We start from the raw sequence: 20,366 nt of genomic DNA, 5'->3' as shown, positions 1-20,366 counted from the left end.
ACATCAGAACGTGCCGCCGACGCGGAAATGTACGCGACCGCCCTGCGAGCCGCGCCCGTAGTCAAGGCGCAGCGGACCGATCGGCGTGTTGAGCCCAAGTCCGACACCGACGCTCCCGTGCATCTTTTCCGGCATAAAACCATCCGTCCACGCACCGCCGTAGTCCGTAAAGAGAGCCCCCGTCACCTTCGACACGATGGGGAAACGGTACTCAGCGGAGAGGAGTGCCATACGCGTCCCACGGAACTGATCTTCGCGGTAGCCGCGAATGGTATCCTGTCCGCCCATGCGGAACTGACTGAACTCCGAAAGCGACCCGTGACTTGCGCCGTACTGCCCGCGCAGGACGAATACCTGCGCACGTCCCGCCTTCAGATAGTGCGCATCGCCCACGATGCACTTCTGATAGGTAAAGTCTCCGCCAAATCCTGCGAACTCCGCCGAGAGCGAGGCACGCGCGCCCATCGTCGGCTCATAGACATTGTCGCGCGTATCCGTCACATGCTCCAGCGTCACACTGCGCGTCGTGCCGAAATTGTTGTTCAGCCATGCCGTATTGCCGCTGCGGTTGCCCGCATTTCCGTACTCCGTGTGACGGACGTATTTGTCCTTTCGGTTGCGCAGCGTAACGAAATTCGTCGAATACTCGCTCATCGGTCGGCTGAGGGTAAACTCCCCGCCAGAGTACTTGCGCATAAAGGACTCCTTGTGGTTTCCGTTTTCATCGTAGTCGTCGTACTCATAGGTGCGGTTGTAGACGCGGAGCGTTCCCGCCGTTTCCTTCTGATCGAGCCACGGGCGGCGGTACATGAACGTATAGCCACGCGCATCCGAGTCGTCGCCGCTCATCTCATAGCTGAGGCTGATGGTATCGCCCATCCCGCGGAAATTCGTATCGCTGATGCTCACCATGCCGACCATGCCGTCGGAGCTGGAGTAGCCCGCACCGATGCCGAACGCACCCGTACGCTTCTCCTTGACATCGAGCTCCATGACGACCGCATTCGGCTCCACGCCCGGGTTCATCTTCACGTTGACATCCTCGAAGAAGCCGAGGTTGTAGACACGCTGCATACTGCGGCGCGCCATGTTCGCATTGAACGGCTCACCGACCTTCTGCCGCATCTCGCGCAGGATGACGTGTTCCTTCGTCTTTTGATTTCCCTTGACCTTGTAGCCCTCAAGAACGCCCTCGCTGATCTTGATCGTGAGCGTACCGTCCTGTGCAATGTTCAGATCCGTGATCTTTGCGAGGATATAGCCATCCGCGCGATATTTCTCCTGGATCGCCTGCACATTCTCCTGCAGGGTACGCGCGTTGAGGAGCGCCCCCTTTTCAACCGTGACGAGTTCCATCAGGCTCTCTGTGGACTCGACTGTATTCCCCTCGATCTTCACTTCCTTGAGCTGCGGGTTCTCAAGCACGTTGTACGTCAGTACAACCCCCTCCGGCACCGCCTCAAAGGACGGATAGAGATCGTAGAAATACCCCGTCGCGTAGATCGCATCGCGATCCTTCACCAAGCTCTCCTCGGTCACAGGATCCCCGACGTGCATCCGAAGCGCGGCACGCGCCGCCCCTTCCGTCGCCTCCGTTGCGCCGCTGAGTTTGATCTCCACCACGGTCTTGCCCGCATATGCGGCGAGGTACCGCGAAACCGCATCCTCTGCGGGACGCTGTGCCGCCCATGCGGCGGCACGGTCATCCGAGGAGGTTGTCGCTGGTGCGGCGGTCAGTGCCGGCCCCTGCGCGGCAATCGACGACAGGGCAGCATCGGCGGCAGCCTCGCTCTGCACAGGCACAGCCTTCTGCTCGGCGGCAAACCCGTGCGGCAAAGCAACAACGGACACGCCTGCGCCGAGAAGGACGGCGCGAATGAGTTTCTGATATTTCTTGCTGTTCAAATGCGAAACCTCCTACAATAATCAGTGATTCCCTGCATACCGCCCCAAGGGACGGGCATCGGATTACTCCCGTAAAATTTTGCCTCCGACCTGCATCAGACGCTGCATATCCGCATCCGGCACACGTGCCGGCATATGCTGCACCGCTTCCGCAGGGGGCGGCACAGAAGCATCGGCTGCGGGAGGCTGCTCCTGCACGCGTTCCACCGGCTGCTGCACAGGACGCTCGGCAGGAGACGGAGGCTCATACTCGGCGGGCGAAGACTCCTGCCGCGCCGCCTTCTCCGTCACAGGGGCAGGCGCTTCCACGCGCTGCTCTGCGCTCTGCGCCCGAGCGGGGGCGGACATCTCCTCCGCCGGCGGCTGCCACAGTATGTATGCAAGAACTGCCGCCGCAGCAAGCGGCGGCAGCAACCGCAGCCCCCATCGACGCAGACACGCCCGCCGATCCGCCGCCATACGCGCAAGCTCCGCACGCGCGAGCATGACCTTCAGGTCGCCCGCAAGATCATCCTCACCCGCGATGGCATTCTCCGCCCCCGTGAGCCAATCCCGCGCCGCACGAATGGATTTCGCGCGTTCTCTGCGCTCCATATCCATCGCCGCGCCTCCTTTCCCAAGGAAGCACTGACAAATTCAGCACTGCCATTATACTACAGTCCATAGGACAGATTCAAGAAACAAAAATTTTAATTATCACACGACCAATGCTGCATGAAGCGCGAGAGCATTCCACGTATGCGGCGAATGCCGTTCTTTTGCAGCCGATAGATCTGCGCAGGGGTCACGCCGAGCGTGTCCGCCATGGTTCGCGCAGGCGCACCGCCGATTGTCACGCCCTCAAGCACAAGTCTCTCCCGCGTCGGCAGTCGCTCCATCGCCGCGCCGAGCACGCCGACAAGCGCATGGTGTTCCACCACCTCCGCCACGGAGGGGCGCACATCGACCAGCAGTTCCTTTGCCGTCTCCGCCGCCCCCGTCTGTGCCTCAAGGCAGGGCAGATCGGCCTGCCCCTCACGGCGAAGGAAGTTCCGAATACGTCCGCGCACACGATGCACGGCATAGAGGCTGAACGCCACGCCGCGTATCGGCTCATAGTGCTCCACCGCCTCAATGAGACCGATCGTCCCCTCCTGCACCGCATCCATCACGGCGGGCAGGGTACGATACGGCATGACCTCGCGAAAGACGAGCGGCTGATAGGACTCGATGAGCCGCCGCCGCGCCGCCTCATCGCCGCGCTCCTTGTAGGCGCACCACAGCTCCCGCTCCTCCTCCGTCGTGAGTTTCTGCACATCGGAGAGTTTTTTTACATAATCCGAAAACATGGGCACACCTCCTTCTTTGTGCTGCACCATCCTCAAACGATTTCCTAAAACCGGAACCGCGCCTCCACGCTGATCAGCTGTTCCGATCCCTCGCGGTCATATGATATACCGAACTTGTCACTGAAATCGTACTGGATGCCGTACCGATACTTGTTCGATGCCGCGCCAAGCCCCTGCACATAGTGCATGAGCACATGATCGCCGAAATACTTGCCCACCTCGATATTATACTCATCGCCGCTCTTTTTCACCGCTTCCTCGTCCCTCGTCTCGAACAGCGTGCCGCTCCCGCTCGAAAGGCGCAGCACATCCAGATGGAGGAAATTCTTCACCGAATCCTCCACCTCCGAGAGGACGCTCATCTGAAGGCCGATCGAAAGTATATCCGCCGCCGTCAGGCTGCCCTCACCGCTATGATAGGCACTGCGCAGCGTCAGCATACGGATGATCTCCTCCTCCGACATCTCAGGACTGGATCCAAGACGGAAGTCCATATGGTCGAGCGGACCATGCGCCGAGAGGAATACGCGCGTATGCGTGAGGCGCGCCTCAGCGAAAAATGCGATCTCCGGGAGGAACGACTCCGGCTGGTTGAACGTCGCCGTCCCCTCGCGGATCTTGAACACCGTTCGGAGGTAGCTGACCGTATCTCCGCGCCGCACACCAATCATGCCCGTCGTGTGCGGGTGCTGCGTCGTACCGCCGAAGTGAACAAAGCCGGACGGGTGTATGTCATAGAGGTTCGGACTGAAGAAATGCACATGTCGGTCAACCATCAGCCCCACATCGAGGATGATGTGCGGCAATGCGTCGTCCGTCTCCGGAATCGACGGAATCGTGACAAGTGCGCGATCCATGTTGATCGTCCCCGAAACCTGCGGCAGTTTCTCCCCCCAGTATTCCCCCTCCGTGAGATGCAGCGTACCGCTCAGAGGGCCGTCGAAAAACGATGTCTTGACCGCGAGCGCATCCATCACAAACGTAAAATCATACGCCGTCGGCCGCCCGCCCGCAAGCCCCATGCGCCCCGTCAGCTGGTACGTTCCCGTACCCATGTGTCCCGTACACGTACGCACGGAAACGGATTCGCCAAGCGCATCCACCGCAATCTCCATATCCGTCAGGGGGTGCTCGAAAAAGCGCAGCTTCACCGCACCGCCCCGCACATTCAGCGTCCCTGTCAGACGAGGCGCGACACGTGTTCCGGACAGTTTCAACCTGCCCTCCGTACGCCCAAGCGCCCATTCCACCTGCTCCGAGAATACAGGCAGGAGCGAGAGATCCGCATGGTCGAGCGAGAGCGTCAGATCGAACTCCTCCCGAACATCCGACGCTTGATCGTCCTCCGCCGTGAGCGCACGCAGGGGCAGCTTCCCGTGGGCGCTCGCTACATAGGCAATGCCGTCCATATACTTCGTCACCGTCAGCTCATTCAGATGAATGACCTCATTGCGCAGCTGCATCCTGCTCGTCAGCTCATCAAACGATGCGCCGCGTGCACCGCCGTTCTTCGCCGTGAGCTTGACATCTGCCGTGGGGTTCTGCGTCCTGCCGCCGATGTGCGCCGTCAGCGACACCGTCCCCGTCACAGCATCCTCAACCCCCGCAAAGCGTGCAAAGAGCCCAAGCGCAAGATCGGATGCCGTCACATCCATATCGGCGGTGCCGTCAAACGCCGCCGTACCGACAGCGGAAAACGATCCCTGCTCCTGTTTCCCCGAAAGCCGCCGCAGCGTCAACACGCGGTCGGCAAGCGAGGCATCAATCTCCACATTGCTGATCGGATAGGAGGCGAGCGTTCCCTCGGCGATTTCGCCGGACAGGGTGATCGACGGGTTGTCCAGCGACCCGCCCAGCTGCACCTTGCTCGTGATCGCCCCCGTCAGCCTGTTTTCCTTCTGATTGGCGAGCGCAAGCAGCGCCTCCACATCCATCTGCACGATGTCCAGTGTGCCGCGCATGGAACGCGTCTCCGTATCGTAACGCAGATGCGCGGACACAGAGGCATCCGCCCCCTGTCGGAAGCCCGTGCGCTCCATGTCGATCATCCCGTTTTCATAGTGGACGAATCCATGAACCTCACGCAGCTCCACGCCATTCATCGTAATCGCATCGGCATTCAGCTCTCCGCGGAAAATGGGGCGTGAGATCGTCCCGCCGACCTTGCCCTTGAACAAGCCATGCCCCGCGACCTCATAGGGCAGCTTGTGCTCGAAACGCTTCATGTCGAGATCGCGTACCTCTGCGTCGAAATCAAGCAACCCCTGCGTATTGATCGTGCCGTTCAGCACCATATCCACCATCGGCGAATAGATGTGGAACACCTGCACACGGATGATCCCATCCTCCAGGAAGTAGTCGCCGTCCATTCCGGAGAGCACCGCACCCGCATAGCTCCCACGATAGAAATGGACATAGCCGACTGCGTGCGGTTGGTCAAGCGTCCCCGTAAACTTGATGATATTGTCGATATTGCCTGTAATCGGCTGATCGGGGGCGACGAGTGCCGCCACATCCTCCATGCGTGCGCCGATCGTATCAATCTGGAGATCAATGCGCCGCTCGCCCGCAAGGCCGATCGTGCCGTTCACAAGCCAGACCTCACGCCCGCCGCGCTCCATCGAGAAATCATAGATGCCGATGCCGGAGAGCGAACCGTCCGCACGGAACAGCAGACTGTCAAACGGCTGGTACAGGAGATCGCCGTGCGTCGCGGAGAACTTCATATCGACGTGGGGATCACGGATGTCACCATGCACCTCTCCCGAGAAATCCGCAAGCCCCGAGAAGCTGAGACGCTCGTCCAGACCGTTCAGCAGCGCGAGATCCGCATGTGCGCCATAGAAGCGCAGATCCAGCAGCGTCCCGCCCGCCACGCGTCCCTCCACGCCAAGCTCCGTGCCATGCGGGAGCTTCATGCTGAGAAAGTCGATGGTCAGATCGCTTCCATCAAACGCAAACGAAGCATTTGCACGCTCCACAGGAATATTGCGGTACGCGCCATCGAGAACCTCGGCACTGCCATAGATGCGCGGGGCAGCGTCATCCATCCCGCCGCTGATGCCGAGATCGACGTGCAGCGCACCGTCCAAGCCCTCCGGCAGAGATACATCCGCACGGCGCAGCTGCGCGAGCGACACGCCGTCCGCCGCAAGATGCGCCGTATAGGATCTGTGCGCAGTATCGAAAACACCCGTCCCCGAGACACGTCCGCCAAACAGTTCCGCCGTCAGATTTTGGAACGATACGAGCCCGTCCGCATAGGAGACATCCACCGCCGCCGTATGGAAGGACACGCCGTCGACCGCACCGTCCGCCGCCGACAGTTTCCCCTCCGCCATCGGAGCGGCGAGTGTTCCCGTAACGTGCACATCCGCGGTCACTGCTCCTGTATAGGGACTGTCCGCGCGGATCTGATCGACGGCAAAATCCTGTGCGCGTACCATAAGATCGAGATAGGGCGCATCCGCATCGAGGCGGATCGTCCCGTCGACGCGTGCCGTCTGCCCCGCAGCCTCGGCAGTCGCCGCGAGGAAAACGGATCGCTCATTGAACGTGAGCGCGGAGCTTTTCAGCGCCATCGCCACGCCATAGACATCCGCCGTCCCACGCATACCGTCCACGCGCCCGTCGAGCGTCAGCACACCGTCCGTGCGGCGCAGATTCACCCGCAGATGATCAGCATTCAGCGCATGGATCTGCACCTCTGCCGGCAGCGTTTCCGAGGGCAGCTCGTCCAAAAGTGGCAGAAGTCCCGCCTGATCCGCAGCGAATTCGACAACCTGCGTACCGCCGGCATTCTGTCCGCGTGCACGCAGGGCAATCCCTGCAAACACGCCCGCAGCATCATAGGAGAGATCCGCTCCGTCAATCTCCACCGTGCCCGCGATCTGATCCAGCTCATACGTACGTCCATCCGCCGTAATCGCCGCCGAGGCACCCTCCACGCGGACGCGCCCTTCGAACGTCGACGGCTGCGCATCATCCGCACCGATGTCGGCATAGTTCCACGTACCGTCCGCACGGCGGACAATCTGTGCGCGCGCCCCCGTCAGAAAGATCTCATCAACTGCTGTTTCCGGCGCAGAAAGCAACGAAAGCAGACGAAGCGTCACCCGCGCCTCATCGGCGCGGAGAACCGGCTCCGCCTGCTTGTCATAGATCACAATATCGTCAATTGTCAGTTCATGCAGAGAACGGACCTCCACCGCACCGATGTGCACAGCCGTCCCCAGCTTCTCTGCCGCAAGACGCTCTGCCATCCGCCCCGCCTGTTCCATGAAGGACTGGGCGCGTACCATGTGGAGGAGGACTGCTGCGCAGACAAGGACTGCCGCAAGAACCAGAGCCCCGATATACGCCTTCCGTCTCATAGAAACCTCTTACCTGTTCATCTCTGCCTCATACGCAGCATTCGCCTTCTGTACGCGTGCCGCCGCAGCCGTCGCCGGCTCCTTTGGGGTATGCACCGGAACGGGGCGAACGCCTTCCGCCTTTGGTGTTTCAAAGCGTGCACCCTCATGGATCTGTGCCGCCGCACGCGCCCCCTGCACACGCTGCCCGTCCTCCTCTGCCGCGCGGTAGCGCACCGCATCGAGATCGACAGGAACGCCCATCGCATTGTCGAGGGCTGCCTTGCCCATATTGTAATTGTAGAGCGCGGTCGAATAGTTCATCCGTGCCGTCGTCAGATTGTCGGAGGCGCGCATCACCTCAAGATTCGTACCAACCCCCGCATTGTAGCGGACGCGCGCAATGTTATAGTCCTCCTCCGCACGGGAGACCGCCTTCTCCGTCGTTTCGATATTCTGCTCTGCTGCACGCAGGTTCAGATACGCCGTACGCACATCGAGGCGGATCTGCTCATCCGTCGCCGCAAGAGCTTCCTCGGCTTTTCGAAGCGTCGCCTTTGCCGCATCGACCTGCGCCGCCGTCACACCGTTGTCGAAGATATTCCACGATGCACTCAGCCCCGCCGCCCATGTATCGCTCGATTTATGATCGTCCTTGAAGGGGCGTTCGCCCGCGATCGAGCGCGTCGCCGCCGCATTCACCGTCGGTTGATAGCCCGCCTTTGCCGCACGAACCCCCTCCTCTGCACGCCTAAGTGCATAGAGTGCCGCCGCACCGTCCGCGCGGTAGAGCAGCCCATAGTCCGTACAGTCATCGAGGGAGAGATCATAGTTCGTATAACGCAGCTCATCGTTGATGTCGAGCGTCGTATCCGTCGGCACACCGATCACATTGTTCAGCGTCGCCACCGCAACCTCATAGTTGTTCCGCGCCGTCGTCAGGTTCTGCTGTGCGTTCGCCAGTTCCACCTCCGAGGCGAGCACATCCGCACGCGCCACCGTACCCGCACGCAGCTGCGCATTCACATCCGCGAGATGGGTCTGCAGCGTCGCCACCGTATCCTCGCGTACCTTCACCAAATTGCGTGCTTGAAGAATATTAAAATAGTCTGTCGTCGCCGTCAGGCGAATTGATTGCTTCGTCTGCTCCAGTGCAAAGTCCGCCGCATTCAGCCCGTAACGCGCCGCCTTCCGCTGTGCGTTCAGCGCCGCATTATAGACCGGCAGCGAAACCGTACCCGTGTTTCCGTAGTTGTATTTGACCCCGGAGCCCCGATACGCCTCGCCCCCGACGCGGTTCGCCGAGGTCTGCCACGTCAGCGTCGGCCCCATCGTACGGTTCACCTGCGAAAGCGAAGCGTGCGCCGCATCCACATCCGTCAGAGCCTGCTTGATCGTGCGGTTGCTCTCAAGCGCCATCTGCACGCTGCGCGAAAGATCCACCTGCACCGTTTCCGCCGATGCCGTCCCCGCAAAAAGCCCGACCGCAGCCGAGAGAGCCAGTGCGCGTACCAACCGTTTCGCAAAAAGACCCTGTGTATTCAAAACCATTTCCTCCTCGTCCGTAACGGATGCACCCGAACGGCGGGCTGCTCCAAAGCTGTCCGTATCAACTGTATGAACTGTATTGACAGGTTCTATCATTGTATCAGCTGTGACCGTCTTTTTCAAATAAATTTATCCTTAGGTGCAGAAAAGAGCCGCCCCTAAGGACAGCCCTTTCCAAAATCGTATGCGATTCTGCTTCCTTACCGCTTCATGTTGATGAGGGTTTCGAGCATCTCGTCGCCGACGGTGATGGTCTTGGAGTTCGCTTGGAAACCGCGCTGTGTGACGATCATGTCGGAGAACTGGTCGGCAATGTCAACGTTGGACATCTCCAGAGCCGACGGGGTAATCGTGCAGCCGAGATCGGCCGCGGTCTTGACATTTGCCGCGCCGGAGTTGTTCGAGATCTCGAAGAAGTTCCCGCCGGCGCGCGTCAGTCCCGCCGGGTTGTTGAACTGAGCGACGGCGAGCTGCGCCTCTGCCTTGATCTTGCCGTTCGAGTACACGCCTGTAATCGTCCCCGTCTTGTCAATCGAGACACTTTTCAGAACGCCCTCGGCATTGCCGTCCGACTCCGCCTTGATCGTACTGCTGCCGCTGTACTGCGTGAGCGCACCGAGACTGACCGTGACCTTGTGCGGTTTCGGCTCCTCCTCGCCCTCGCGCTTATAGGTCATGGAAACGGTCGCATCACCGCTGACATAGCGCCCTGTCTGGTCAAATTTGAGCTTCGTCTTTGTGAGGGTCGCCGTGACCTCCATCCCGTTCTTTTCCTTGTAGGTATAGGTATCACTGCCGCCGAGGCTCATATCCCACTCATTCGCACCCGTCTTGCGGAAGGTCAGCGGAACGCTGTGCGCGCCGCCGAGGCTGTCGTAGACGGTGAAGGTCGTCACCGAGGGCGGATAGTACATTCCGCCGACCTTGTACTCACCGTTGACCGCGCCCGTAAAAACCTGCCCGTCCTTCATGGTGAGAGTAACTTCTGTTGGTTGTTTTGATTTTCGCGTGACTGATTTAATCGTCCCCTCACTTCCATCAACGCGCCCCTTATAGATATAACGCTGATTCTTCTGCGTAACAGTGAAGGGTGCCCCCGCCGTTGCTTCATTGGCATCCAGCACCGTACCATCGCTATATGTATTGGGCGTATGGATTTTTGCGCCTGCGTCAGCTTCTATTTTTTTCTTCACTAGTGAAAAGTTCACCGTCTGTCCATCTGCATATGTAAAATTCTTAGGGTTTGGAACAGTGATTTTCACGTTCGTAAACGTTTGTCCGCCTATTGTTGCCGTAGCAAGCGTCAATTCTGTTTCTCCCGGGTTTGAGCCTGAGGTTTTTACCCCTCCCGCTGCTATCTTTCCAGAAATTGTAGATATATCACCAATCGCATGCGTTCCAGTTGTATGTGTGACGGAGATGGGATTCCCTGAGCTGTCAACAATTCCGTAAACAGAGGATTTATCCCCCTCATAGGTCACTTTGACATTCGCTCCATTAGTCTCAACAGAGGTAACTGTCGTCGAAAACAACGCTTTTCCCTTCACGGGTATGCCCGTGAGTGTAACCTTATCTGTTGTTTTAAATGGATAATCTGCAACACCATCCTCCAACGGAATCGGTTTCGTCGTGCCTGTCACACCAAGAGACATCTCGCCAACAGAACTCTCCGTATATGTCCCGAGAGCCTTCTGTGTTCCATCGGCAAACTTCGCGACGATGCTCGCAATCTCATAGCCCTTCGTATCGGCGTTGAGATTGTTCAGATAGGTGGCAGAGGTTGTCATCTGCGGCTGCATACTCTTGCCCGCCTTGATGGTGATATTGCCGGGCTGCTCCGTCGTCACCAGCTCGCCGTTCTCGCGTGCCATCCAGCCCTGCACAAAGGAGCCGTTGCCGGACATGACATAGTTGCCGTTCGCATCGAACTCGAATGCACCGCTGCGCGTATAGTAGGTACCACTGTTATTCTTCACCATGAAGAGCCCGTTGCCCGCAAGCGCGACATCGGTATTCTTGCCCGTTCCCTGCACGCTCGCATCCCCAAAGACCGTATCAATGGAGGCGACATTCGCGCCAAGCCCGATCTGTTTCGGATTGATGCCGCCCAGATTTCCCTGCGGCGCAGAGGAGCCGGATGTGGTCTGATAGAGCGTATCGGCAAAGGTCACGCGGCTCGCCTTAAAGCCTGTGGTATTGACATTCGAAATATTGTGTCCGACGACATCCATGCGGGTCTGGTGGCCTTTGAGCCCCGAAATCCCCGAGAACAGCGAACGCATCATAGTTGCATCTCTCCCTTATTCATTCCTATAAAATTGCAGCACTGTCAATATTCGTAAAGATGTTTTCCTTCGCACTCGCCTCGTCGAGCGCGGTGATGACGGTGCGGTTCTTCACGCTGACGACCATCGCAAGCCCGCGGCTCAGATAGACGAGCGCATCGCGCACGCCCTTTTCCGCCATGCGGTCAACCGCTGCGTCAAGACGCGTGATGTCGTCCGCCGTGAGATCGACACCGCGCTGTTCGATGCGCGTTTTTGCGTGGGAGGAAAATTTTGTGCGACTGCCCGCCGCATCAAGTACCTCTTGGAAAACATTCTTGGGTAGAGACGTTCCCTGTCCCCTGCCGACGCGTGCGCTTCCCTGCTCGGCGCCCCCTTGTACAGCAGGATGTATCTCCATTGTTTCACCCTTTACTTTTATAACATATTTTATAACATATTTTTACACACAATATATCGTTCATTTTATATCACAACTTAAATGAAATATTGACAGGTTTTACAGCAATGTATCAATCATATATTTTGTATTGCCCCATCTATAAACTAATGATGAGGTGATATAGTATGAATGCGAAACTCATCATTACAAAAAGAAAACGCGGAGAGGATGGGCATAAGACCCTATCCATCCGCGTGCGGGAAGATATTATCAATCGACTGGATGCTCTTGCCGACGAGACGGGACGCTCACGCAACGAACTCATCGGTCTCCTGCTCGACTTCGCCATCGACAACAGCGAGGTGGTGGCTGAGAAATAAATTGTGCTTGCATGACAATATGAAATGAGATACCATAACAACAAGCATAATTTTTTGAATAGTCGTCAGTTAATTTCAAATAGACTATTTTAAGGAGGTCTCCCATGGACGAACATATTAAACTGCATATCGAGGATGGCATTGCGACGATCACGATCGACCGCCCCGCCTCGAACAATGCGCTGAATGCGCCGATGTTCCGCGATCTGATCGCTGCGGTGGAGCACTGTGACGCAGACGATGCGGTGAAGGTTCTCATCATTACGGGCACGGGCAAGAATTTCTCCGCCGGCGGCGACATCAAGGAGATGGCATCGTTCGACTTCATCAGCTATGATCTCTCCATCCTGACGGGACAGGCATCGCTTTCTCTTCGCAAGTGCTCGAAGCCCGTGATTGCAATGGTGAACGGTGCGGCGGCAGGTGCGGGCTGCGGCATCGCACTCGGTGCGGACTTCCGCATCATGACGGAGAAAAGTTGTCTGCTCACGGCATTCTCAAATGTCGCGCTCCCCGGTGATACAGGCTGTATCTATCATCTGAAACAGATCGTCGGGCTTGCGCGGACGATTGAGCTCATGGCGCTGAGTGCGCCCGTCTACGGTGAGGAGGCGCTGCGTCTGGGGCTTGCGACGCGGCTCGCCCCCGATGGAAAGCTCGCGGAGGAGACGCACGCCTTTGCTGCGAAGCTCCTGCGCCGCCCGCTCGGCGCACTCGCGATGCAAAAGCAGCTCTACTATGAGGTGTTCTACCGCGACTATATGGCGTACAGCCGTCTGGAGGCGGAAAACCTCGCACGAGCGGGCGCGTCTGCCGACCACCGCGAGGCGGTGACGGCATTCCTTGAGGGACGAAAACCCCAGTTTAATCAATAAAAAAGCAGCGATACCGCTGCCTATATATCTATAGAGATACGAAAGCCTCATGAAACAAGATGATGTTTCATGAGGCTGTTTTTACTGCCATGACAGATTCAGTTTTCTGCCGTGCGCCGCACAGTCGGACAGATACAAGTTAATAAGTGTCTGATAAGGAATGCCGACCTCTGCGGACTGCGCCTTGAAGTACGCAACGGTTTCATCATTGATGTTGATTGTGATTTGTTTTTTGAGACGTTTGGAATATGGATTTTTTATCGCATCCGAAAAATCGTATTCTTCTTTCATAGTATCCCTCCTAAAGACGCTCCCAATACTGACTTTCCTCTCTTCGGGTTGCCTTTCGTGCAGATATGATACGCAGCACACCTCCCATACGGCAGCAGTGACAAACAACCAACATACGATTCGCTTTGCTCATTCCAAGCATAACGAACCGCTCTTCATCCAGAGAGTGTGCTTCGTCGTATTTGAGAAGAGCATCATCATCATAGAACACGGTCGCCGCTTCCTCAAAGGAAATGCCATGCTTCTTCTGATTGGAACGGTTCTTTTCTTCATCCCATGCAAAATGTATATCCATAATTATATTATACATATATTCTACTGCTCGTCAATCAAAACTGATCGGGTCTCAAAACTCCTGTCGCACGCCCGTATAGAACGCACGGCGAGTGCTGTCGTTCACATCGTTCCACTCGCCAAAGAGATATGTGCCGTCCTTCACTTGGTACTGCGCACGCAGACGTACGCTGACATCGTTCGGATCGTAGGCATCGGCAGAGAATTTGAATTTCTCACCTGCGTAGGCATCCACGCCGACCCCCGCCGCGCCCGCGACGACGCCTGCGCGTGCGCCGAAGGACGTGCCGCGTGTACCAACCTGCGCATTAAATTTATCACCGCCGCCAATGTCGTCCACGCCGAATGTCGCATACATGCCCTGTTTCTCGCCGACATCGAGGTTCACGTTCGTGCGCCAGTCGTCCGCCTTGCCGCTGTACATCGCGTCCACCTTCGGCGTGACCTTGACGTTCTGCAGCCGCCCCATAAGTCCGCCCGCCTTGTCCGTCATCATGCGTGCGTTGTGAATGAGGGCGCGTGCGTCCTCCTGCGTCTCTCGGTCGCCCGCGACTGCCTCGATGCCCTCGGCGATGCGCAGGATGCGCTCGGAGGAGGCAGTGATGTTTTCAAGTGTCTTTCTGAGATTTTCTGCTGTCTGCGGGTCTGCGCCGACGGTTTCAAGATTCGTCATGATGCGCTCGACGCTTGCCGTGGTCTGCACGAGGCTGCCCGTCATATTGTTCATGTTCGCGAGCATGGCGTGCAGGTCGCTGCGGTTCTCGTTCGCCATCTGCTCCAACGTCGCGGTCAGGCCGTCGAGGTGTGCCGTCATCTGCTCCATATTGACGACAAGCTGCACCATCGAGGTCTGGAAGCCGGGAGCGCCGACAATGTTGTTGATGGATGTGAGCATCGCCTCGACCTGAATAATCATCTTGTTCAGCTCGGTGAACATGGTATCCATGCCCATCTCGTTCTCGCCGTAAAGGTAGTCGCCGCCCGTATAAAAGTCCGAACTTGCCGCCGGGGTGATGATGATGAATTTATCCCCCATAATGCCGGGCTGCCCAATCGTGATGGACGAACCGCGTGGGATCTTCACGCCGTCCCGAATGCGCATGGAGACCGTGACCCCCAGTCCATCGCTCACGATCTCCTCGACCTGTCCGACGGGAACGCCCGAGAGGAGAACCTGTGCCTCGGGGTTCAGCCCGACGGCGCGACCAAATCCCGCGTAGAGCATATAGTCCGAACTCCCGCCAAAGCGCAGCCCGCCGAAGAACATGACAACGGCGATGAGGAGTGCCACGCCCCCGAGTGTAAACGCTCCAACCTTTGCCTCTGCGCTCATGCCCCAACCTCCCTGCGATGGTGCAGCGTACGGAAGAATGCCTGTACGCGCTCATCCTCAATATCCTGAAATCGCTCCGCCGTATCGACGGCGATAAGCTGCCCCTCGTAAATCATGGCAATGCGGTCGGCGATGCGGCTCGCACTCACCATGTCATGTGTAACGACAATCGAGGTCACATCGAGTTTCCGCTGCATATCAATAATCAGTTCGTCGATCTTTGCCGTCATGATGGGGTCGAGCCCCGAGCTTGGTTCATCGTAGAAGATGATCTCGGGATCGGTGGCAATCGCACGCGCAAGCCCCACGCGTTTTTTCATCCCGCCCGAGAGTTCCTGCGGCATCATCGCCGCTGCATCGGGCAGTCCGACAAGCGCAAGTTTTTCCGCCACGATGCGGCGAATCTCATCCTCACCCTTATTGGTATGCTCGCGCAGCCCGAACGCGACGTTCTCCCCGACACTCATAGAGTCAAAGAGCGCAGAGTACTGGAATACCATCCCCATGCGCAGGCGCACGCGGTCGAGTGCGTCCTCGCTCATCGCCGTGATATTGTCGTCGCCGAGGTAGATCTCGCCAGAGGTGGGGCGATCCAGTCCGATCATCAGGCGCAGGAGGGTGGACTTGCCCGAGCCCGAACCGCCGATGATGGCGATGGTCTCCCCTTTTTCGATGGTGAGGCTGATCCCCTTGAGTGCTTCCTTGTCCCCGAAACACTTTCTGACGTTGTTCAGTCGTATCATAGCGTGTCCTCAGAACAAGAAGAATGTCAAGACGGCGTTCAGAATAAAAATAACGATGATGGATGTAACGACGGTCTGCATGGTCGCCTTGCCGACCCCCTCCGCGCCGCTCGGCGCGTTCAGCCCGTAGTGACAGCCAAGGACGGCGATGACATTGCCGAAGAAAATCGCCTTGACGAGGCCGCCCGTCATGTCGTAGATCGCTGCGTACTGCGTGATGGAGTGTGTGAAGGTATAGGGCGATATGCCCGAGTAGTGCACCGCCGTGAGGTAGCCGCCGAGAACGCCGATCACGTCGCCAAATACGGTGAGGACGGGAACGACGATCATGCACGCGAGCATACGCGGCACGATGAGATAGTTCACGGGGCTGACCGCCATAACGCGCAGCGCGTCGATCTGCTCCGTGACCTTCATCGTGGAGACCTCCGCCGTAATCGCTGCGCCCACGCGCCCCGCGCAGACGACACCGACGAGGACGGGGCCGAGCTCGCGCCCGATGCCGATGGCGATGACTGCGCCGATGGTGCTCTGCGCTCCGTAGCGGATGAACTCGTGTGCGATTTGGAGGGTCAACACAATGCCTGTGAAAAGGAGGGTCAGCCCGACAATGAGGAGGGAATCCGCACCGAGATGCGCCATCTGGTAGATGATGCTCCGCACGCGCAGACGCCGCGTGACCTGCCGCGCCGTCTCGGCGTAGAGAAGTGTGATGCGCCCGATGTTCGCAAGATGCGTGAGGACAAAGCGTCCCACCGCCTCGAAGATGCGCTGCATGAATTCCCTCCTTTCGTAGATTTTGTATGCCTCCACCACCACAAGCGGTCTCCCTCCTCCGTCATAGAGGGAGGCTTAGGTTGCGACGTATCGATGCGATGTCCCTAAGCGAACCCTAGTGGAGCAAGTGAGGAAAGTGTGCGGTACGCCCCGGCGGATTTCTTTCGTCCAAGCGAAGCGCGTTTAAGAAGTCCGCCGGTATTTGAGCGTACAAGTACACGATCACTTGCGCAACGAGGCGTTCGCATGGGACATTGCACGAGACAAACAAAAATCACCTATTGAATCTCTCCGCCTCGCTCCGCGCGAGCTCGTCACAGCGTTCGTTGCGCGGGTTGCCCGCGTGCCCCTTGACCCAGTGGAACTGCACGCGCCGTGCAGCAAATGCTGCGTCGAGCTGTATCCAGAGATCCTGATTGAGCACGGGTTCGCCGTCCGCCTTCTTCCATCCGCGCTTCTTCCATGCGGGCAGCCAGAACTTTGTGAATGCGTTCTTCAGATACTGACTGTCCGTATAGAGGGCGACGCGTGCCCCCTCCGGCACAGCGTTCATCGCCTCAAGTGCCGCCGTCAGTTCCATGCGGTTGTTCGTCGTTTCAGGATCGCCGCCGCTGTGCTCTCTGACCTCGCCCGTTGCGACTGTCTCAATAACGGCAGCCCAGCCGCCTGCGCCGCCGGGATTGCGGAGACACGAGCCGTCCGTGTGGATGATATAGTCCGCGTCAACGGGAGCATCGACGGTCGGCGCGGACGATTTTTTCGCTGCTGTGCCACACTTTGCAGTGTTCACCACAGCCGAGTTCCCCGCACCGCCAAGCCAGTCACGCGCCTCCGCCTCGGTCATAAAACCCTTATACACCGCGCCCTGAAAGCCCTGCACCTGCGCGGAGCACTCCGCCCAGACGGTAAAGATGCCCGTTTTGCGCCCGCGCTTCACGGCATAAAATTTCTTTGCCAAAAATAAGCCCCTTTAGTCTTTACGAGGAATGTTCCAGAGTCACGTTCCTTACGCGCTCCACGCGAACGCTTAGTTACGCAAGTGATCGCGTGCTCGTTCGCCTAAATACCGGCGCACTTCTTAAACGCGCTTCGCTTGAACGAAAGAAGTACGCCGGGGGCGAGTCGCACGCTTTACTCACTTGCTCCACTAGGGTTCGCTTAGGAGCAACGTAAGGAACAAAATCCCTTCGCCCGTAACTTCACCTTTAGTACGCGTACCGATAGCCGATCGAGAGTCCGATGCCGTTGTAGCCGGGATTCTTCGTCCGCTGTCCATTCGACACATGATGCCCCAGATAGGCAACACTCAGAGCGTTGTGCTCATTAAACTTGTACGTCATACGCGGCCCGATGCGCCACATAAATCCGTAGTTACGCGTGTATGCGGGGTGCACGTCGTTGTAGACGAGAACCGCCCCCGTCGCGTCAAACGACGCCTCCCATTTCGAGCCGAGCGGCTTCGTCCAGCGCACCATGTACGCAGGCCCCGCACCAACGGCGGACGAGTTGAGACGCACATCGGGCGTGTCCTTCTCCGCCCACGAACCGACGGCACGCGAAACGGTCAGCCCCCAGTGGAGCGACATCCCGTGCATCTCCTTGTACTGGCGGAAAACGTGCAGATTGTAAAGGTCGATATAACGACGCTCGCCGCGATGCTCCAAATAGTCCATCTGGATCTCGGCTTTCTTGTCCTGCGCCGAGGAATTTCCCATGTGCATCTGCATCTGCATCGTATGCCCGTCCGCCTCTGCGGGCGCAGCAGCCGCCGTCCCCGCCGCGCTCAGCGCGAGCACAGCCGCGAGTGCCGTCATTTTTACTTTGAAAAACGTCATTTCTGTCACCTCCAACGGGGAAAGAGCTCCGCCTCGATGCCGAGACGGTCGAGGATCTTGCCCACCATCATATTGACGAGATCGTCCAGTGTCTCAGGTCTGTGGTAAAAGCCGGGCGCGGCGGGCATCACGACCGCCCCCGCGCGTGCGATCCGCAGCAGATTCTCAAGGTGAATCTCGTGCATGGGGGTCTCGCGCGGCACGAGGAGCAGCCGCCGCCCCTCCTTGAGCGTCACGTCTGCCGCACGCGTGAGGAGATCATCCGTCACACCGTGGGCGATAGCCCCCGCCGTCTTCATCGAGCATGGCAGGACGACCATCGCATCCATGCGGAACGAGCCGCTTGCGATTGCCGCGCCCACGTCCGCATTCGGATAGAGCACATCGACGCGCCGTGAAAGTTCCTCCATCGTCACACCGCACTCGTAGTCCAGCACGCGCTGTCCGCTGTCCGTCACAACGGCGTGCACCTCGATGCCCTGCTCCCTCAGAACATCAATGAGGCGAACGGCGTATACACTGCCGCTTGCCCCCGTGATGCCGACAACAATCTTTTTCATCGAATGACCGTAACGCCGCCCATGTACGGCACGAGTGCCTTCGGCACAACGACAGAGCCGTCCGCCTGCTGACAGTTCTCAAGGATCGCCGCCACCGTACGCCCGACTGCAACGCCCGAACCGTTCAGCGTGTGGAGAAAGGCGGGCTTTGCTCCGCGCGCGGGACGATACTTGATGTTCGCGCGGCGCGCCTGATAGTCCGTGCAGTTCGAACAGGACGAGATCTCGCGGTATTTGTCCTGTGCGGGCATCCAGACCTCGATGTCATACGTCTTCGCCGAGGTAAAGCTCATGTCGCCCGTGCAGAGCTGCACGACGCGGTACGGCAGTTCGAGCGTCTTCAGCACGTCCTCCGCCGCCTCCACCATCGTTTCCAGCTCGTTCCAACTCGTCTCGGGTGTAACGAATTTAATCAGCTCCACCTTGTTGAACTGGTGCTGACGGATCAGACCGCGCGTATCGCGCCCTGCGCTGCCCGCCTCCGCACGGAAGCACGCCGTATAGGAGGTATAGTACTCCGGCAGCTGCTCCGCATCCAGGATCTCGTCGCGGTGGTAGTTCGTCGTCGGTACTTCCGCCGTCGGCACGAGGTAGTAGTCGAGCCCGTCGAGCTTGAACATATCCTCCGCGAACTTCGGCAGCTGCCCCGTCCCGACCATGCTTGCCTCGTTCACGATGTAGGGCGCAAGCATCTCCGTGTAGCCGTGCTTCTGTGCATGGAGATCCATCATGAAGTTGATACACGCGCGTTCGAGGCGTGCGCCAAGCCCCTTGTAGAACGTGAAGCGTGCCCCTGTGACCTTCGCCGCACGCTCCGCATCGAGCACGCCGAGTTTCTCCCCGATGTCCCAATGCGCCTGCGGTTCGAAATCAAATGTACGAGGCGTACCCCAACGGCGCACCTCGGGATTCTCTGTATCGTCCTTTCCGACGGGCACGTCTGCCTTCGGCATATTCGGAATCTGGAGCAGCAGCTCGCGCAAACTCTGCTCCACGCCGCGCAGTTCATCGTCGAGTGCCGTGATCTCATCGCCGAGCGCACGCATCTCAGCGACCACATCGTCCGCGTTCTCGCCCGCCTTCTTGCGTACACCGATCTCCTTCGATACGGCGTTGCGGCGTGCCTTCTTCTCCTCCACATCCTGCAAAATCACACGCCGACGCTCATCCAGTGCCGCAAACGGCGTGAGATCGAGCGCGTTGCAGCGGTTCTTCAGCATCTCCTGCACCGCCGACAGATTCTCGCGCACAAATTTCATATCCAACATTATAATCACTCCATTATGCAGATTTTCTGTTATTCTATCACACACAGAAACTAAAAGCAAAAGCCGTCCATGTCGGACGGCTTTCCTGTAACAGCAATTTGGCAGGCGTCCAATTCTCCTGCATCTACTCGGGTTCTCCCTGTCGTGCCATCGGCGTGTGGGCTGGACGAAATCTCCCACCTCAAATCGCTGTTATGCTATCTTTATTCT

18 protein-coding genes are annotated in these 20,366 nt (G+C 58.3%); 2 read left to right on the top strand and 16 right to left on the bottom strand.

Translation table 11 applies throughout. The features are described 5' to 3' along the window. Positions 1-3 precede the first annotated feature (3 nt). The 7 genes from QU667_RS02080 to QU667_RS02050 form a co-directional block, all read right to left on the bottom strand. Complete coding sequence (locus QU667_RS02080; protein WP_304987692.1) at positions 4-1,905, bottom strand: BamA/OMP85 family outer membrane protein; 1,902 nt, start codon at positions 1,903-1,905, stop codon at positions 4-6. A gap of 63 nt (positions 1,906-1,968) precedes the next feature. Further along, the gene (locus tag QU667_RS02075; protein WP_304987691.1) at positions 1,969-2,505 is read right to left on the bottom strand and encodes a preprotein translocase subunit SecG; all 537 of its coding nucleotides are present in this window, start codon (positions 2,503-2,505) and stop codon (positions 1,969-1,971) included. Positions 2,506-2,594: 89 nt separating this feature from the next. Beyond that, positions 2,595-3,233: a sigma-70 family RNA polymerase sigma factor gene (locus QU667_RS02070; protein ID WP_304987690.1), complete on the bottom strand. Its 639-nt coding sequence runs from the start codon at positions 3,231-3,233 to the stop codon at positions 2,595-2,597. 44 nt (positions 3,234-3,277) lie between these two features. Then, on the bottom strand, positions 3,278-7,606 hold the full coding sequence (locus tag QU667_RS02065) for a translocation/assembly module TamB domain-containing protein (protein ID WP_304987689.1): 4,329 nt from the start codon (positions 7,604-7,606) through the stop codon (positions 3,278-3,280). 9 nt (positions 7,607-7,615) lie between these two features. Then, positions 7,616-9,136, bottom strand: a complete 1,521-nt coding sequence (locus QU667_RS02060) for a TolC family protein (RefSeq protein WP_304988377.1) — start codon at positions 9,134-9,136, stop codon at positions 7,616-7,618. Positions 9,137-9,333: 197 nt separating this feature from the next. Further along, the gene (locus QU667_RS02055; protein ID WP_304987688.1) at positions 9,334-11,418 is read right to left on the bottom strand and encodes a flagellar hook-basal body complex protein; all 2,085 of its coding nucleotides are present in this window, start codon (positions 11,416-11,418) and stop codon (positions 9,334-9,336) included. A 25-nt stretch (positions 11,419-11,443) separates the two neighbouring features. Then, positions 11,444-11,818, bottom strand: coding sequence for a TIGR02530 family flagellar biosynthesis protein (locus QU667_RS02050; RefSeq protein WP_304987687.1), 375 nt, complete (start codon positions 11,816-11,818; stop codon positions 11,444-11,446). Between the two features lie 167 nt (positions 11,819-11,985). On the opposite strand from QU667_RS02050, the gene QU667_RS02045 reads away from it, so the two are divergent. Together QU667_RS02045 and QU667_RS02040 are read left to right on the top strand one after the other, a co-directional pair. Further along, a complete protein-coding gene (locus tag QU667_RS02045; protein ID WP_304987686.1) occupies positions 11,986-12,180 on the top strand; it encodes a ribbon-helix-helix protein, CopG family in 195 nt (64 codons plus the stop codon). A 104-nt stretch (positions 12,181-12,284) separates the two neighbouring features. Continuing rightward, positions 12,285-13,055 carry an enoyl-CoA hydratase/isomerase family protein gene (locus QU667_RS02040; RefSeq protein WP_304987685.1) on the top strand — a complete coding sequence of 257 codons (771 nt, stop codon included), beginning with the start codon at positions 12,285-12,287 and terminating at the stop codon, positions 13,053-13,055. Between the two features lie 81 nt (positions 13,056-13,136). Here the strand turns inward: QU667_RS02040 and QU667_RS02035 are convergent, their stop codons facing one another. The 9 genes from QU667_RS02035 to serS form a co-directional block, all read right to left on the bottom strand. After that, positions 13,137-13,346: a BrnA antitoxin family protein gene (locus tag QU667_RS02035; protein ID WP_304987684.1), complete on the bottom strand. Its 210-nt coding sequence runs from the start codon at positions 13,344-13,346 to the stop codon at positions 13,137-13,139. 10 nt (positions 13,347-13,356) lie between these two features. Beyond that, positions 13,357-13,641: a BrnT family toxin gene (locus QU667_RS02030; RefSeq protein WP_304987683.1), complete on the bottom strand. Its 285-nt coding sequence runs from the start codon at positions 13,639-13,641 to the stop codon at positions 13,357-13,359. 51 nt (positions 13,642-13,692) lie between these two features. Further along, entirely contained in the window at positions 13,693-14,973 is a 1,281-nt protein-coding gene (locus QU667_RS02025) for an MlaD family protein (protein ID WP_304987682.1), read from the bottom strand. Then, a complete protein-coding gene (locus QU667_RS02020; protein ID WP_304987681.1) occupies positions 14,970-15,716 on the bottom strand; it encodes an ABC transporter ATP-binding protein in 747 nt (248 codons plus the stop codon). Before QU667_RS02020 ends, QU667_RS02025 begins: the two co-directional genes overlap by 4 nt. 9 nt (positions 15,717-15,725) lie before the next feature. Then, positions 15,726-16,493 carry an MlaE family ABC transporter permease gene (locus tag QU667_RS02015; RefSeq protein WP_304987680.1) on the bottom strand — a complete coding sequence of 256 codons (768 nt, stop codon included), beginning with the start codon at positions 16,491-16,493 and terminating at the stop codon, positions 15,726-15,728. A 274-nt stretch (positions 16,494-16,767) separates the two neighbouring features. After that, the gene (gene rnhA, locus QU667_RS02010; protein ID WP_304987679.1) at positions 16,768-17,451 is read right to left on the bottom strand and encodes a ribonuclease HI; all 684 of its coding nucleotides are present in this window, start codon (positions 17,449-17,451) and stop codon (positions 16,768-16,770) included. Positions 17,452-17,698: 247 nt separating this feature from the next. Continuing rightward, the gene (locus QU667_RS02005) at positions 17,699-18,328 is read right to left on the bottom strand and encodes an acyloxyacyl hydrolase (protein ID WP_425541858.1); all 630 of its coding nucleotides are present in this window, start codon (positions 18,326-18,328) and stop codon (positions 17,699-17,701) included. A gap of 5 nt (positions 18,329-18,333) precedes the next feature. After that, positions 18,334-18,888, bottom strand: coding sequence for a UbiX family flavin prenyltransferase (locus tag QU667_RS02000; protein ID WP_304987678.1), 555 nt, complete (start codon positions 18,886-18,888; stop codon positions 18,334-18,336). Continuing rightward, on the bottom strand, positions 18,885-20,156 hold the full coding sequence (gene serS, locus QU667_RS01995) for a serine--tRNA ligase (RefSeq protein WP_304987677.1): 1,272 nt from the start codon (positions 20,154-20,156) through the stop codon (positions 18,885-18,887). The genes QU667_RS02000 and serS overlap by 4 nt, the downstream gene beginning before the upstream one ends. Positions 20,157-20,366: the final 210 nt, after the last annotated feature.

Source organism: Selenomonas dianae (genome assembly GCF_030644225.1).
In the GTDB taxonomy this organism is placed as follows: Bacteria; Bacillota; Negativicutes; order Selenomonadales; family Selenomonadaceae; genus Centipeda; species Centipeda dianae.
Note: the sequence above shows the minus strand (reverse complement) of the source record. Positions and strands in the feature narration are given on the sequence as shown.